Here is a 15,205-nt window from a genome sequence, read left to right as displayed (position 1 = left end):
TTTGTATTCAGTTAACGGTAGAGCGAACGTCGCCTTCGGCTAATCGAGTAATCAATACATCTCCCGATTTTACATCTGAAGATTGAGTAATCACTTTACCTTGCTCAGTTTGAGTAATTGAGTAACCTCGTTTCAATGTCGCTAGCGGGCTGACAGTGTCTAACTTCTCTGCAGCAATCGCGAGTTGATGGCGCATAGTCAGTAACTTGCGATCCATTGCATCCATGAGCTTTTGCTCAACACGTTCTAGCTTCGACTTCTGCTCGCTAAGGCGTGTTACAGGAGAGTTCAATTGCAGCCGATAATGTTGACGCTCGATTCGCTGTTGACGCAAGGCAATAAAACGACTCATCGCTCGCTGTAAGCGCATGTCCAACTCATCTAACTGTTGCGTCTGACGTTGCAAGCGATAGCTTGGGTGCTGTCTCTCTAGACGGTGCATTAATTGCGCAGATTGCTGCTTTTGTTGTGCTAGGTAGTAACGCATCGCGCTCGCTAACTTATGCTGGCGGGTAACTAAAGCTTGATCTTTGTGGCTGTTATCACGGCTTACTAGCTCAGCGGCTGCTGATGGAGTAGGCGCGCGTACGTCGGCGACAAAATCAGCTATTGTCACGTCGACTTCATGTCCAACGGCGCTAATAATAGGAATTTGGCTTGCTGCAATCGTGCGAGCTAATATCTCGTTGTTAAAGCACCATAAGTCTTCTAATGAACCACCACCTCGGCCCACAATTAGCACATCACATTCATCACGGCTGTTAGCTCGACCAATGGCTTGTGCAATTTGAATGGCTGCGTCCTCACCTTGTACTACTGTCGGATAAATCACAACGGGTAGGGAAGGATCACGACGTTTCAATACGTCTAAGATATCGTAAAGCGCGGCACCAGTTTTCGATGTGATGACGCCAACACGTTTTGGGTGTTCAGGCAAAGGTTGCTTATTGGTTTGAGCGAACAACCCTTCTGCGGCAAGCTTCATTTTCAGCTCTTCAAACTCTTGCTGAAGACGGCCGTCACCTTCCGGTTGCATGCTTTCGATGATCAATTGGTAGTCACCGCGAGGCTCATAAAGAGAAAGACGAGCTTTTACTAGGACTTGATTACCGTTAGCGGGCTTGAAAGTAACGCGGCGATTGTTACCACGAAACATGGCACATTTAACTTGAGCGCGAGAGTCTTTAAGAGTGAGGTACCAGTGACCAGAGACTGGAGCTGAAAAGTTGGATATCTCTCCGACGAGCCAAACGATCCCCATTTCGTTTTCAAGGAGTAAACGAACTTCTGCGTTGAGACGAGAAACAGTAAAGATGTTTTGATTGGTCTTGGAGAGCACAGCTAATCTCTTAGACGTGAGTATGGAAATTAGCGGCAATATAATACATAGCAAGGGGGTAATTGCAAGAAAAAAATTAAAAAATTTGTGGTCAAGCGATTGCGTTAACCGTATAATCCCTCCGCAATATCTAATCCAAATGTAGCTAGTTGCTAACGCAGGTTACCCTCATTATGCGAAACGATGAGATTGGATTGTTCTTTTTACTCCTCTAATTGTGAGATATTGCAAATGCTAAGAATTGCCAAAGAAGCGCTGACATTCGATGACGTACTACTTGTGCCAGCACACTCCACCGTTCTCCCAAACACAGCTGATCTTCGCACTCAGCTAACTAAGAACATCACCCTAAACATCCCAATGATTTCAGCGTCTATGGACACTGTTACTGAAGCTCGTCTAGCGATCGCGCTAGCGCAAGAGGGTGGCATTGGCTTTATCCACAAGAACATGTCTATTGAGCAGCAGGCAGCCGAAGTTCGTAAAGTTAAGAAGTTCGAAGCTGGTATGGTAACTGACGCGGTTACAGTAAACCCTGACGCGACCATCGCTGATGTTGTTGCACTCACTGAAAAGCATGGTTTTGCAGGTTTCCCTGTTGTCACTGAGAGCAATGAGCTTGTTGGTATTATCACTGGTCGTGACGTTCGTTTTGTGACGGACCTTTCTAAGAAAGTATCTTCAGTAATGACGCCAAAAGAGAAGTTGGCAGCAGTTAAAGAAGGTGCAACACGAGAAGAAGTGCAAGAGAAAATGCACGAAGCTCGCGTAGAGAAAGTATTGGTTGTGAATGATGAGTTCCAACTAACCGGTATGATTACTGCGAAAGACTTCCACAAAGCAGAACGTAAACCAAACGCATGTAAAGATGAGCGTGGTCGCCTACGTGTTGGCGCAGCAGTTGGTGCTGGTGCTGGTAACGAAGAGCGAGTTGCTGCACTAGTTGAAGCTGGCGTTGACGTTCTACTTATCGACTCTTCACACGGTCATTCTGAAGGTGTTCTAAGCCGCATTCGTGAAACACGTGCAGCTTACCCAGATCTAGACATCATCGGTGGTAACGTAGCAACAGGTGCTGGTGCTAAAGCACTAATCGAAGCTGGCGTAAGCGCAGTGAAAGTTGGTATCGGCCCTGGTTCTATCTGTACAACTCGTATTGTAACGGGTGTGGGGGTCCCACAAATCACTGCAATCGCAGATGCGGCAGAAGTTGCTAATGATTATGGTATTCCAGTTATCGCTGACGGTGGTATCCGTTTCTCAGGTGATATCTGTAAAGCAATCGTAGCGGGCGCATCATGTGTGATGGTTGGTTCTATGTTTGCAGGTACTGAAGAAGCGCCAGGTGAAGTGATTCTATACAACGGCCGTTCTTACAAGTCTTACCGTGGCATGGGTTCTCTTGGTGCAATGTCTCAAGGTTCTTCTGACCGTTACTTCCAGTCTGACAACGCAGCGGACAAGCTAGTACCAGAAGGTATCGAAGGTCGTATCGCATACAAAGGCCGTCTAAAAGAGATCGTACACCAACAAATGGGTGGTCTACGTTCAAGCATGGGTCTAACTGGTTCTGCAACTATCGAAGATATGCGTACGAAAGCTGAATTTGTACGTATCTCTGGTGCTGGTATGCAAGAGTCTCATGTACACGATGTTCAAATTACTAAGGAAGCACCGAACTACCGTCTAGGGAACTAATTACCTAACGGAAACGTTTGCTTTTTCCTTGAAGCATTAAGAAGAGGCGAGTACACTCGCCTCGGTTTTAATCACTTAGCCTTAAAAAGACTGCTCAAAATGACTAAAAATATCCATGACCAACGTATTCTGATCTTGGACTTCGGTTCTCAGTACACTCAATTAGTAGCACGCCGCGTACGTGAAATCGGCGTTTACTGTGAACTATGGAGCTGGGATGTAGAAGAAGCGGATATTCGCGAATTCAACCCAGATGGCATTATCCTATCTGGTGGTCCAGAAAGCGTAACGGAAGAGAGCTCTCCACGCGCGCCTCAATATGTATTTGACTCTGGTGTTCCTTTACTTGGCGTATGTTACGGCATGCAAACTATGGCGGAACAACTAGGTGGCAAAGTAGCAGGCTCTAACGAACGTGAGTTTGGCTACGCTCAGGTTAAAGTTTCTGGTGAATGTGCCTTATTTAAAGATCTTGAAGCAACTCAAGACGTTTGGATGAGCCACGGCGACAAAGTAGTAGAGATCCCAGCCGATTTCGTAAAAGTTGGTGAGACAGACACTTGTCCTTATGCTGCGATGGCGAACGAAGAGAAGAAATACTACGGCGTTCAGTTCCACCCAGAAGTGACACACACAAAAGGTGGCCTACAAATGCTTGAGAACTTTGTTCTTGGCGTATGTGGCTGTGAGCGTCTATGGACATCGGAATCTATCATCGAAGATGCGGTTGCTCGCATTAAAGAGCAAGTGGGTGACGACGAAGTTATCCTAGGCTTATCTGGTGGTGTGGATTCATCGGTAGTTGCAATGCTGGTGCACCGCGCAATTGGCGACAAGCTAACGTGTGTATTTGTCGATAACGGTCTACTTCGTTTAAACGAAGGCCAACAAGTGATGGATATGTTTGGCGATAAGTTCGGCCTAAACATCATCAAAGTTGATGCAGAAGATCGTTTCCTTGAAGCACTGAAAGGCAAGTCTGACCCAGAAGAGAAGCGTAAGACTATCGGTCACGTATTCGTAGATGTATTCGATGAAGAGTCTAAGAAGCTGAAAAACGCGAAATGGCTAGCTCAAGGTACCATCTACCCAGACGTAATCGAGTCTGCGGCATCTAAGACTGGTAAAGCGCACGTGATCAAATCACACCACAATGTGGGCGGTCTACCAGATGAAATGGAAATGGGTCTTGTTGAGCCACTACGTGAGCTGTTCAAAGATGAAGTACGTAAGATTGGTCTAGAGCTAGGCCTGCCTTATAACATGCTTTACCGCCACCCATTCCCAGGTCCAGGTCTAGGTGTTCGTGTTCTTGGTGAAATCAAGAAAGAATACTGTGACTTGCTACGTCGTGCTGATGCTATATTCATTGAAGAGCTTCACGCTGCAGACCTTTATGACAAAGTATCTCAAGCGTTCACGGTATTCCTACCTGTTCGCTCTGTAGGTGTAATGGGTGATGGCCGTAAATACGACTGGGTTGTATCACTGCGTGCAGTTGAAACCATCGACTTTATGACGGCACACTGGGCGCATCTACCATACGACTTCCTAGGTAAGGTATCTAACCGTATTATCAACGAAGTTGATGGCATCTCACGTGTTGTTTACGATATTTCAGGTAAGCCACCAGCGACAATCGAGTGGGAATAATTTTCCTCTAGACTGTTGAGTTTATAAGAACCAGCCTCCGGGCTGGTTTTTTTGTGCTTCAAATTTGTGAATAGGAGACTCAACTTTTTTACAGGGGATATATACATGCGTTAAAATTAAATATATATTCACTTTAATTGTTTGGATATTATAAATGGTATTGCTATGGAACAGGCTGAAGTTACCTCTCTCATTCCCATCCTTATTACTCTTTTCCTCGCGCTGACCACGAGAAATGTCGTTGTTGGTTTGTTCGCCGGTGTGGTTAGTGGTGTCGCCATGCTTGAAGGCACCTTTGTCGAAAAAGGGCCGCTAGAATCGTTTAGTGCATTGATGAAAAGTTACCTGCTTCCGCAACTTACCGATAGCTATAACGCTGGTGTGATTTTATTATTAGTGTTCATCGGTGGTTTTGTTGCTCTTATGGAAAAGTCAGGCGGTGGTGTTGCCTTTGCTAAAAAGGTCACTCAGTGGGTGGCGAGTAAATGCCAAGCTCAGATCTCTGCATGGTTTGGCGGTGTTGTTATCTTCTTCTCAGACCTTGGTACACCCTTGATTGTTGGCCCGGTGTTCCGGCCTTTATTTGATAAGCTAAAAGTATCACGTCAAAAATTAGCTTTTATTATCGATTCCACATCCTCTCCCGTCGCAATCTTGATCCCTTTTATCGGGTGGGGCGTTTACATCATGGGTTTGATTCAAAAGGAGTTTACGGCTCTAAATGTCACGATGAGTGATTGGGATGCTTTCATTGGTGCCATTCCGTACCAGTTTTACGCCTTTCTAGCGATTGCGATTGTACCGATTGTCTCTTTCTTCAAGTTGGACTTCGGCCCGATGGCGAAGGCCGAACGGTTAGCTGAACAAGGTTCCGACTTTGGAAAAGTTCAGGAATCGATGAATGTATTTACGCATAAAAATGCAAAATCCAGTTTTGTCTGGGCGCCTTTGCTCGTTATGCTGGTGGTCCTATGTACCATCCTCGTACCACACGGTTTTCCTTTTCAAAAAGTGGCGGGCTCAACGTTTAGGGCTGCGCTGTCTTCTGCATACTTCTTCGCCGCCTTCACTTTAATTGCGCTGATGGCGTTTTATGGCGTCAGAAAGCTTTCCGATGGTATCCAAGTCTACCTGAAAGGCATGTCAAACATGATGTCGGTTGCGGTTATCTTGGTATTGGCTTGGGCGCTTAGCTCGGTTGGGAAAGAGCTGGGCGCGGCAGCATACATTGCTGAACAAGCTCAAGCGGGTTTCCCTTATTGGCTATTGCCAGCGGTTGCCTTTTTGCTTGCTGGTATTATCTCGTTCGCGACGGGATCGTCGTGGGGAACGTTTGCCATCATGATGCCATTAGTGATCCCAACGGCCGTCGCGATTGATGCTCCATTGTTAGTTTGTATTGGTGCGGTGTTATCTGGTGGCCTGTTTGGCGATCACTGTTCGCCAATCTCTGAAACGACGATTTTGTCGTCGACAGGGGCAGGGTGTGAGCAGTATGAGCACTTCCGTACACAGTTGCCTTACGCATTACTCAATGGAATGATTGCATTAGGGTGTTTCCTTTTAGCTGGAATCAACGCCTCGCCAGTGATTGTGCTTGCCGCTATTGTTGCTCAGTGTGTGGTTTATTTTGTGTTGTCTAAACAAAAATCAACCGCGAAGCTAGACGTGGTTTCGGCAGAACAATAAAGATAGAAATATCATAAAGCGGAGGCTCATTGGGTCTCCGCTTTTCTTTTGAGTCAAGGTAACATTTTTCTTGTGACAAAATGTGTGCGAGGACTTATTTATTCATTTTGTCTCGCAGAATCAACGCACTTAGCTCGGCGTTTTGTATATATGATCCACTATATGTCTAGTTATTCCTTGTATATTGTATTGTTAAAATCCGGAGACTAGACATGTTTGCACTCAAACATCTTCCTCTTGCATTGAGTTGTGTCCTAGCTGCACAAGCGAATGCGAGTATGAATATCCAGCCCGACCCGCAGAATCCAAACGGTTATGTCATTGCTCGTGGTGACGTTCAAGCCGTAGAGCAAAGCAAAACCTCTGACCCTATGTATGCCATTTGGTCACAAGCATTAGAGACGCGCCCGAACTCAGTGGTGGAGGCGATTGTTCCTGGAGCGGCAACCAATCCAGAAAACGTGAAGCGTGTAGAGCGTGTGTTCCCTGAAAGTGAGTGGGACTTCCTGACTCAAATGGCGGCACCTGAATACACTTACACGCGTTTCCTACGTGCAATTGGTAAGTTCCCAGCATTCTGTGGTGAGTATACGGATGGTCGAGATTCGGATGCGATTTGTAAAAAATCGATCGTGACAGCCTTTGCTCACTTTGCGCAGGAAACTGGTGGTCATATTTCGATTGATAACGTATCGGATAACCCTCTTGGATTGGAAGAGTGGCAGCAAGCTTTGGTTCATGTGCGTGAAATGGGCTGGTCAGAAGGTCAAGAAGGTTACACGACAGGTTGTGGTCAGAATGACTGGCAAAATAAGCGTTGGCCATGTGAACCAGGACAAGGTTACTTTGGACGTGGTGCTAAACAGCTTTCTTACCATTTTAACTATGGCGCGTTCTCTGAAGTGATGTTTGATGGTGATGCATCTGTATTGCTAAAAAATCCAGGCTTGGTTGCGGATTCATGGCTGAACTTGGCATCGGCTATCTGGTTCTTCCTCACTCCACAAGCACCGAAACCAGCAATGCTGCATGTGATTGACCGTACTTGGGTGCCTTCACAGCGTGAGCTTGATGCTGGCATTGGTTACGGCTTTGGTACCACCATCAACGTGATCAATGGTGGTATTGAGTGTGGTGAGCAAAACAAGGATAAAGGTCAACCTGTTAACCGTATTCGTTATTGGGAAGGTCTTGCCGCCCATTATCAAATTCCAATTGAAGCTGATGAAACAAACACTTGTTGGCAGCAGACTCCTTACGGCAGTCTGAACCTAAATGGTGCGACAGACGTGCTTTACACCAACTGGGATGGTAACTGGAAATACTACTCAGATCGCCCTGGAGGCCATTCGTTTGAATGTGAGTTGGTTGGTTTCCAAACGGCTTACTCTGCGCTAGTTGCGGGTGATTACGAGAAGTGCGTAACTAACTTCTACCAATCTCATGCGGGGTGGCCTGAAGTTCGTGTGGTTGAAAAACTAGACCCTGTTGATCCGGTCGATCCGCCTGTAGGAGGCGTGGCAGCTTGGGATGCAGGCAAAGTGTACAACACTGGTGATCAAGTCTCTTACCAAGGTGCTGTTTATGAAGCGAAATGGTGGTCACAAGGTAATGAGCCAACGAAAGGAGACCCGTGGAAGCTGGTTTCAGGCACACCTACTGAGCCGCCTACAACAGAACCTGAACCACCGGTGACTGAGCCAGAGCCGCCCGTCACAGAACCTGAGCCGCCAGTGACAGGCAATTTTATTCAGTGGGAGCCGGGTGTAACGCAAGTCGCTAACGGCGATAAAGTGACGTACCAAAACAAATGCTTTGTCGCAAAAAACGGCCCTGGAGTGTGGGAAAGCCCAACGCAGAGCAACTGGTTCTGGGACGAGATTTCTTGCCAGTAATCGAGTGAAAAATAACCTAACCATATATAAAGACTCTGCTTTTTCGCAGGGTCTTTTTTTATATATGTAGTGGTTTATTTATGGAATCTAAGTTTTCAATAACAGCTTTTCTCTTTTGTTCTGGGGCCCATTAAAATTCGCGCGCATTTTTTATCAACATTTTTGAAAAAAGGTATTTGTACATGTCGACAAAACTGGCTAACCCAGCACCGCTAGGTCTAATGGGTTTCGGTATGACCACGATTCTGCTCAATATTCATAATGCAGGATTTTTCCCAATTGACTCTATGATTCTAGCGATGGGCATCTTTTACGGTGGCCTTAGCCAAGTAATCGTTGGCATCATGTGCTTTAAACGCGGTGACACGTTCGGCACAACTGCGTTTACTTCTTACGGTCTATTTTGGCTAACATTGGTTGGTCTAATCGTAATGCCTCACATGGGTCTTCCTGCAAGCCCAGCAAGCTTTATGGGTTGGTACCTAGCGCTTTGGGGCATCTTCACTGGTTTCATGTTCATTGGTTCTCTATGCTACCCAACAGCGAAGCAAGTGGTATTTGGTTCTCTAACTATCCTGTTCTTCTTGCTTGCTGCTCGTGATTTCACTGGTAGCGAAGTGATCGGTGCTATCGCTGGCTTCGAAGGTATCTTCTGTGGCGCAAGTGCAATTTACTTCGCAATGGCGCAAGTACTGAACAACGAATTTGGTCGTGAAGTGTTACCTGTAGGTAAAGCAAAAATCGCTCGTAAAGTTGAAGCTGTCGCTGCTTAATCCTTTACACATAATGCAGAAAAGGGGATTAACCAATGGTTAATCCCCTTTTTTATGCCCTTAAACGGACCACTGCTTTTTCTTGTTTATGCGTTAAGGCTATGTTGATGGTTGTTCAACAGTTTCTGTAGTACTGTTGTCTGCCGTTGGTGCCTTACCCGTTTTACGCTTGTACTTATCTTCCCAGTAATCTGCGCCTTTAATACCTAGCGCTACAGGGTTGAATGTAAAGTCGGTCACACCACGTTTTTGTTGTTCTTCGTAATCGTTCAATGCTTTGAGAGCTGGTTTCGACATAAAGAAGATGATCAAAATACCGACGATGTTAAGCCATGCCATTAGACCTACACCTACATCACCCATCGCCCAAGCTAAGTTGGCGGTTTTCACGGTTCCGTAGAACACGGATGAAATAATGATGACTTTCAGAAAAAACATCAACCCATTTACTTTGAATGTACGACGAATGTAAGCAATGTTCGTTTCTGCAATGTAGTAGTAAGCCAGAATGGTCGTAAACGCAAAGAAGAAAAGTGCGATTGCGATGAATGGTTTACCCACGCCAGGTAGTGCACTTTCGATCGCCATTTGCGTAAATACAGGACCATTCGCACCAATATCAGCCGGTAGGTTTTGAATTAGGAACGTACCTTCAACTGCACCATTTACGTTGTACGCGCCAGTGATAAGAATCATAAACGCGGTTGCTGAACACACAAGTAGTGTATCGATGTAAATAGAGAAAGATTGAACAAGACCTTGCTGAGCTGGGTGATCAACACTCGCTGCAGCTGCTGCGTGAGGACCAGTACCTTGACCTGCTTCGTTGGAGTAAACGCCACGTTTTACACCCCAACCGATTGCCGCACCAACACCTGCCATTGGTGTAAACGCGTCACCAATGATCATGCCGAAAATGCGTGGAACCTCACCAATGTTTAGAAGGATGATGACAAATGCAGTGATGATGTAAGCCAGCGCCATAAATGGCACAACGATTTGGGTAAAGTTCGCAATACGTTTTACGCCACCGAAGATGATGAAGGCCAGAATGACACAGACAACCGTACCAGTGAAAATTTTAGCAAAACTGAAGGTACCAATAGCGGTTTCAATCATGTCACCTGAGCCAAATGCTGCTTCTACTGCGTTACCGATGCTGTTCGATTGAACGCCAGGAAGTAGAACACCACATGCAAAGATGGTTGCGATAGCGAAGATCCAAGCGTACCATTTTTGTCCCATTGCTTTTTCAATGTAGTAAGCAGGACCACCACGGAATTCACCTTCGTCTTCTTCTTTATAGATTTGCGCAAGTGTCGACTCTGCGTATGCGGTTGCAGCGCCAAAGAAGGCAACGACCCACATCCAGAATACGGCGCCTGGTCCACCAAAACCGATAGCGGCAGCAACACCAGCAATGTTACCTGTACCTACACGGCCAGATAGTGAAACGGCAAGTGCCTGAAATGATGATATCCCTTTTGTTGAACTCTTCCCTGAAAGTAATAAGCGCCACATCTCAAAGAAGTGACGAATTTGTACAAAACGCGTCATGATTGAATAGAACAAACCTGCACCGAGGCACAGATAGATCAGTACCGGGCTCCAAATAATTCCATTCAGAAAATCAACTAATGACTGCATGAGTATTTTCCCTGTTAGTTGTGTTTGTGGTTGTTTTTCACACAATACATTACCCTTTATGTAATGCAATTGTTAACTTTTTTGGCTATAAATCCTTTGTAGCGTGATGGTGAACACAGAATGGAGAGTGATTGTTAAAATTTAGTTCTTGTTGCTTATTTGCTCCTTTGAGGTAGAAGATTTGTCTGATGATTAAATATGCAGCACATTGTCATTAAAATGTGCTGCACATTTGATGAGTTAAAAATGCCAAATAATATGCATTTTGTGGAGTAAAGGCCTGTTTGTTTTTTATGCAGATATGTCCTTATGCATAACGGCAAAGGTTAAGCTCTGTGTCATCCATCACTTTCGCTTTTTCACCAGTCATAATGCTCGCTAGTAATTGACCAGAACCACAAGCCATCGTCCAACCCAGAGTGCCGTGTCCGGTGTTAGTGAAAAGGTTATCGTATTTAGTTGCGCCAATAATCGGTGTGCCATCAGGCGTCATTGGTCTAAAGCCACTCCAAAACTCGGCTTGGTTAAAGTCGCCGCAGCGAGGGAAAAGATCACGGATGACCATTTCGATGGTATTTTTTCGTTTTTGCGGAAGGGAGGCATCAAACCCTGCTAATTCTGCGGTGCCCGCTACGCGAATTCTGTCATCAAACCGAGTCATGGCGACTTTATAGGTTTCATCCATCACAGTAGAGCGAGGAGAGAAGTGCTCATCTTCCATTGGGATGGTGAGTGAATAGCCTTTTACTGGATAGACAGGAATCTCAATGTCGATTTGCTTGAGTAGCGCTGTAGAATAGCTGCCAGAGGCAACCACATATTGGTCCGCTTTAAACTGTCCTCGATTCGTTTGGACACCCATGATCTTTTTGCCTACTGTAACCCAATTGCTTACTTCGGTGTCGAACTCGAACCTGACGCCATGGGCCTTAGCTAGCTCTGTTAGTTGTTGGCAAAACTGATAGCAATCGCCTGTTTCGTCATCTGGCAGGTGCAAGCCACCAACCAGCTTATCTTTCACAAGATCCAGTCCAGGTTCTTGTTCAATGCAGCGTTCTACGTCCATCAACTCAAACCGAGTCCCGCTTTGCTCTAGAAGCTGCATATCCTTTTCAATGGCTTGCAGCTGTTGAGGCGTTCGAAATACTTGCAAGGTGCCGAACTGGCGACCTTGATATTCAATGGCATGTTCTTGACGTAATTGTTCCAGACACATACGACTGTGGTTAGCTATCGAAAGCATGCGAGCTTTGTTGACTTGGTAGCGAGACAGGGTGCAGTTGGCCACCATCTTACTTGCCCAACTGATCATATCGGCATTGAGGGTTGGTTTGATTTTGAGTGGAGCATGCTCTTCCATTAACCACTTTATGGCTTTAACAGGAACACCAGGCGCAGCCCAAGGCGAAGAATAGCCGTACGAGATCTGCCCAGCATTGGCGAAACTTGTTTCCATTGCACTGCTTGGTTGACGGTCAATAACAGTAACTTGATAGCCTGCTTGAGATAAATACCAAGCAGAGGTTAAGCCGATGACGCCGCTGCCTAATACGATGACTTCCATTGATGTACTCCACACATTTATCTGAGTGGTTAGTTTCTTTTCTTTACCTTTTGTTAACAATCGATATAAATTACATACAGCGTTTAGAAAAACTATAGGCTCAAGGATGAGAAGTAATTTAATAAGTGGCTTGTGTCTGTTTAGCCAAGTCGCGGAACACAGCAGCTTTACTGGCGCGGCTAAGTTTTTGCACCTCACTACGGGAGCCGTGAGCCAACAAATTATTCATTTGGAAGCGTTATTAGGTTTTACTTTATTTGAACGCCATTCCCGCGGTATTCGTTTAACCGCTAAAGGCACTCAGTTACACCAAGCAACGCAGTTTCACTTTTCTGAGCTGAGCAAACTGCTTGATGAGCTCAAAGTAGAAAAGCACACCAATGAGATCCGCTTAAAATTAACGCCTTCTTTTGCTTTTAAATGGTTAGTCCCAAAGCTGGAAAGTTTTCATCACGAGAACCCGGATATCCAAGTACAAATCTTTGCGGAAGGTGCGTTGGTAAATAGTGAGATAAAAGACTATGACGTCGCAATTGACTATGGTCTTCATCCTTATAGAAATGCTAACGCGGAGCTGATTTTGAATGAGCATCTGCTGCCGGTGATGAGTCCAAAATACCTTGAGGATCATGGTTGGCTAAAAGTGCCTTTTGATGAACAAGAATCCTCAATGTCAGTGAAGAAATGGCAGGAGGCGACGCTACTACACGATGCGATGCCATGGGAAAAAGCGACGCGTGACTATGAGTGGCTATATTGGGCGTCAGCAATGGGATTAGACTTTAAAACCGATATTGGACACTTTTTCAATAGAACGGATATGGCGATGTCTGCGGCGGAAGCAGGAGTTGGGATTGCAATGGCACGAATGGCACTGATTGAGGATGAATTGACGACGGAGCGTTTAGTCTCTCCCTTTCAGCCGGTTCCAGCCAGTGCAGGGTACTACTTGATCATGAACACACGAAGCCAGTCCACAAACAAGTTTCGTACTTGGTTATTACAGCAAGTGGCAAACAAATAGATATAGTACTTGGTGAGTCAGATAGAAAACACCGCCTCGATGACGGCGGTGTTTTATTTGGGATTACTGCCGTTGATAAACCGACTCGCCTCGGCTGATGGTTTCTTCCACGTTTAGGTCTTTTAGCACCTTAGGTTCCACTTTCAATGGATTGTTATCGAGGATGATTAAATCCGCATTTTTGCCCACTTCGATAGAACCTTTATACGACTCCTCAAAGTGTTGGTAAGCCGGCCAAATCGTCATGGCTTGCAGTGCGGTATACGTGTCAACGCGCTGATCTGGCCCCAGTACTTTATCGGTTCTGGTGGTGCGATTGACGGTCGCATCCAATACTCGGAATGAGCTTGGCAGCGCCACAGGTGCGTCATGGTGTGTACTGAATTTTAACCCTGCCTTTCTCACCGCTTGAGTTGGTGAAATGAAATCGGCACGAGGATGGCCGAGTACCGAGTCTACATGCCAGTCACCCCAATAAAAAGTATGCATTGGGAATAGAGAAGGAAAGATGCCTTGCGCAGCTAAGCGATCCACTTGGTCTTGGCGCATGGTTTGGCCGTGAATGAGTACAGGTCGGCGGTCTTGTTTTCCTAGCTTTTCATTTGCTTTGGTCACTGCATTGATAAATTGCTCGATCGCAGCGTCACCATTGGCATGCGTCAGCACCTGCCATTCATTTTTAAAGGCCGTTTCTACGTAATCGTAAGCTTGTTGATCTTCAAAGGTTGGGTAGCCAGCGTAGTCTTTATCTTGTCCATGTGGCGGGTGGAAGTAAGGCTGACTTAGCCATGCCGTTTTACCTTGTGGAGAACCATCAAAGTTCAGCTTTACGCCACCGATGCGGAAATGGTTTGTGTACTCTGGCGTGTTGTATTCCGAGTCCATAAAATCACTGCTCGATACCATATCGGCGTAAGCAACCAAGTCGATCATTAGCTTGTCGTTTTTCGACGCGCGTTTCATCGCTTCATAACCTTCTGATGTTGCTCGTCCTTCTTGAGCCGTGGTATAGCCATATTTCGCGTACATACCTTGCGAGGCTTCTAACATGCGATCTTGAAGTTCAGAATCAATCAACTTATTGAGGTTGAACAGCATTGCAAAGTGCGCGTTTTCTTCTAGGACCCCATTTGGTTCTTGGCTGTTTTCCATTCGGCGGATAATGCCACCTTTTGGATCTTCCGATTCTGATGTGATGCCAGCTAGCTCTAACGCTTTACTGTTCGCGACACTCAAATGCCCCGAAGTATGGATGATTAATACAGGCTTATCTGTGCTGACTTTATCGAGATCCGCTTTGGTAGGGTAGTAATCCAGTTGGGCGTCGTCGTAACCAAAACCTAAAATCCACCCCGTTTTCTCAATGAATAGGCGTTGCGTATTATTGTTCTCGGCATTTTTCAGAGTTTCGATGATTTTCGCAACGTTATCGGCTTCGCCATCAGGAGATGGCAGCACGTTTGCGACCATGGCTTGCAGACCAACACCATACACATGACTGTGCGGATCAACAAAGCCAGGCAACATAGTTTTGCCTTTTAAGTCGACCAACTGTGTTTTACCGAACTTGTGTTCCATCGCTCCATCTTTACTGCCGACATAAATGATTTTCTCGCCTAATGTCGCGACGGCTTCGGCGTACTCTGGTTTATCGCCTGCCATGGTTAGGATGTCGCCACCATAATAAATTTTGTCTGCGGCGGTTACTTTGAGTGGCTCGGCGACGGCTTCTATTTCTTTCGCTTCTTCAGAAAAACACCCCGTTAAAGCAAGCCCAGATAGGGCAATGGGGATCCAGTTTTTGTTCATCGGTCATCTCCATACAGAGTAAGTTTTTTGCCTATTGCTCCCATCTCAATGAGTTTGAGAACTCAATAGGTCAAATTCACTTTAGTTCATATTGAAGGAGGATTATCAACAAGA

At 45.8% G+C, this 15,205-nt stretch carries 10 protein-coding genes; 6 read left to right on the top strand and 4 right to left on the bottom strand.

Going from position 1 to position 15,205, the window contains the following annotated elements; translation table 11 throughout:
* Positions 1-7 precede the first annotated feature (7 nt).
* Positions 8-1,339 carry an exodeoxyribonuclease VII large subunit gene (gene xseA, locus L3V30_RS19885; RefSeq protein ID WP_203346623.1) on the bottom strand — a complete coding sequence of 444 codons (1,332 nt, stop codon included), beginning with the start codon at positions 1,337-1,339 and terminating at the stop codon, positions 8-10.
* A 231-nt stretch (positions 1,340-1,570) separates the two neighbouring features.
* Here xseA and guaB point away from each other — a divergent pair, with 231 nt between their 5' ends.
* From guaB to L3V30_RS19860, 5 genes are all read left to right on the top strand, one after another.
* Positions 1,571-3,037 (top strand): IMP dehydrogenase, encoded by a 1,467-nt coding sequence (gene guaB / locus L3V30_RS19880; RefSeq protein WP_005391524.1) that lies wholly within the window; start codon positions 1,571-1,573, stop codon positions 3,035-3,037.
* A 99-nt stretch (positions 3,038-3,136) separates the two neighbouring features.
* Positions 3,137-4,690, top strand: coding sequence for a glutamine-hydrolyzing GMP synthase (gene guaA, locus L3V30_RS19875; RefSeq protein ID WP_237309641.1), 1,554 nt, complete (start codon positions 3,137-3,139; stop codon positions 4,688-4,690).
* A gap of 165 nt (positions 4,691-4,855) precedes the next feature.
* On the top strand, positions 4,856-6,379 hold the full coding sequence (locus L3V30_RS19870) for a Na+/H+ antiporter NhaC family protein (protein ID WP_203346613.1): 1,524 nt from the start codon (positions 4,856-4,858) through the stop codon (positions 6,377-6,379).
* A gap of 212 nt (positions 6,380-6,591) precedes the next feature.
* Positions 6,592-8,274, top strand: coding sequence for a chitinase (locus L3V30_RS19865; protein ID WP_237309640.1), 1,683 nt, complete (start codon positions 6,592-6,594; stop codon positions 8,272-8,274).
* 182 nt (positions 8,275-8,456) lie between these two features.
* A complete protein-coding gene (locus L3V30_RS19860; protein WP_005391518.1) occupies positions 8,457-9,047 on the top strand; it encodes a GPR1/FUN34/YaaH family transporter in 591 nt (196 codons plus the stop codon).
* A gap of 99 nt (positions 9,048-9,146) precedes the next feature.
* Here the strand turns inward: L3V30_RS19860 and L3V30_RS19855 are convergent, their stop codons facing one another.
* Complete coding sequence (locus L3V30_RS19855; protein WP_237309639.1) at positions 9,147-10,694, bottom strand: alanine/glycine:cation symporter family protein; 1,548 nt, start codon at positions 10,692-10,694, stop codon at positions 9,147-9,149.
* 307 nt (positions 10,695-11,001) lie between these two features.
* Positions 11,002-12,258 (bottom strand): D-amino acid dehydrogenase, encoded by a 1,257-nt coding sequence (locus L3V30_RS19850; protein WP_152812595.1) that lies wholly within the window; start codon positions 12,256-12,258, stop codon positions 11,002-11,004.
* A 106-nt stretch (positions 12,259-12,364) separates the two neighbouring features.
* Between L3V30_RS19850 and L3V30_RS19845 the strand changes: the two genes are divergently transcribed.
* A complete protein-coding gene (locus tag L3V30_RS19845) occupies positions 12,365-13,282 on the top strand; it encodes a LysR substrate-binding domain-containing protein (protein WP_237309638.1) in 918 nt (305 codons plus the stop codon).
* 63 nt (positions 13,283-13,345) lie between these two features.
* Here the strand turns inward: L3V30_RS19845 and L3V30_RS19840 are convergent, their stop codons facing one another.
* Positions 13,346-15,091: an amidohydrolase gene (locus L3V30_RS19840; RefSeq protein ID WP_237309637.1), complete on the bottom strand. Its 1,746-nt coding sequence runs from the start codon at positions 15,089-15,091 to the stop codon at positions 13,346-13,348.
* Positions 15,092-15,205: the final 114 nt, after the last annotated feature.

Source organism: Vibrio sp. A1-1, from assembly GCF_021728175.1.
Lineage (GTDB): Bacteria > Pseudomonadota > Gammaproteobacteria > Enterobacterales > Vibrionaceae > Vibrio > Vibrio diabolicus.
Note: the sequence above shows the minus strand (reverse complement) of the source record. Positions and strands in the feature narration are given on the sequence as shown.

Excerpts from the sequence above, each read along its gene's own strand:
- L3V30_RS19860 (WP_005391518.1), top strand. The coding sequence starts at position 8,457 with ATGTCGACAAAACTGGCTAACCCAGCACCGCTAGGTCTAATGGGTTTC.
- L3V30_RS19840 (WP_237309637.1), bottom strand. The coding sequence starts at position 15,091 with ATGAACAAAAACTGGATCCCCATTGCCCTATCTGGGCTTGCTTTAACG.
- L3V30_RS19855 (WP_237309639.1), bottom strand. The coding sequence starts at position 10,694 with ATGCAGTCATTAGTTGATTTTCTGAATGGAATTATTTGGAGCCCGGTA.
- L3V30_RS19850 (WP_152812595.1), bottom strand. The coding sequence starts at position 12,258 with ATGGAAGTCATCGTATTAGGCAGCGGCGTCATCGGCTTAACCTCTGCT.
- L3V30_RS19865 (WP_237309640.1), top strand. The coding sequence starts at position 6,592 with ATGTTTGCACTCAAACATCTTCCTCTTGCATTGAGTTGTGTCCTAGCT.
- guaA (WP_237309641.1), top strand. The coding sequence starts at position 3,137 with ATGACTAAAAATATCCATGACCAACGTATTCTGATCTTGGACTTCGGT.
- L3V30_RS19845 (WP_237309638.1), top strand. The coding sequence starts at position 12,365 with ATGAGAAGTAATTTAATAAGTGGCTTGTGTCTGTTTAGCCAAGTCGCG.
- L3V30_RS19870 (WP_203346613.1), top strand. The coding sequence starts at position 4,856 with ATGGAACAGGCTGAAGTTACCTCTCTCATTCCCATCCTTATTACTCTT.
- guaB (WP_005391524.1), top strand. The coding sequence starts at position 1,571 with ATGCTAAGAATTGCCAAAGAAGCGCTGACATTCGATGACGTACTACTT.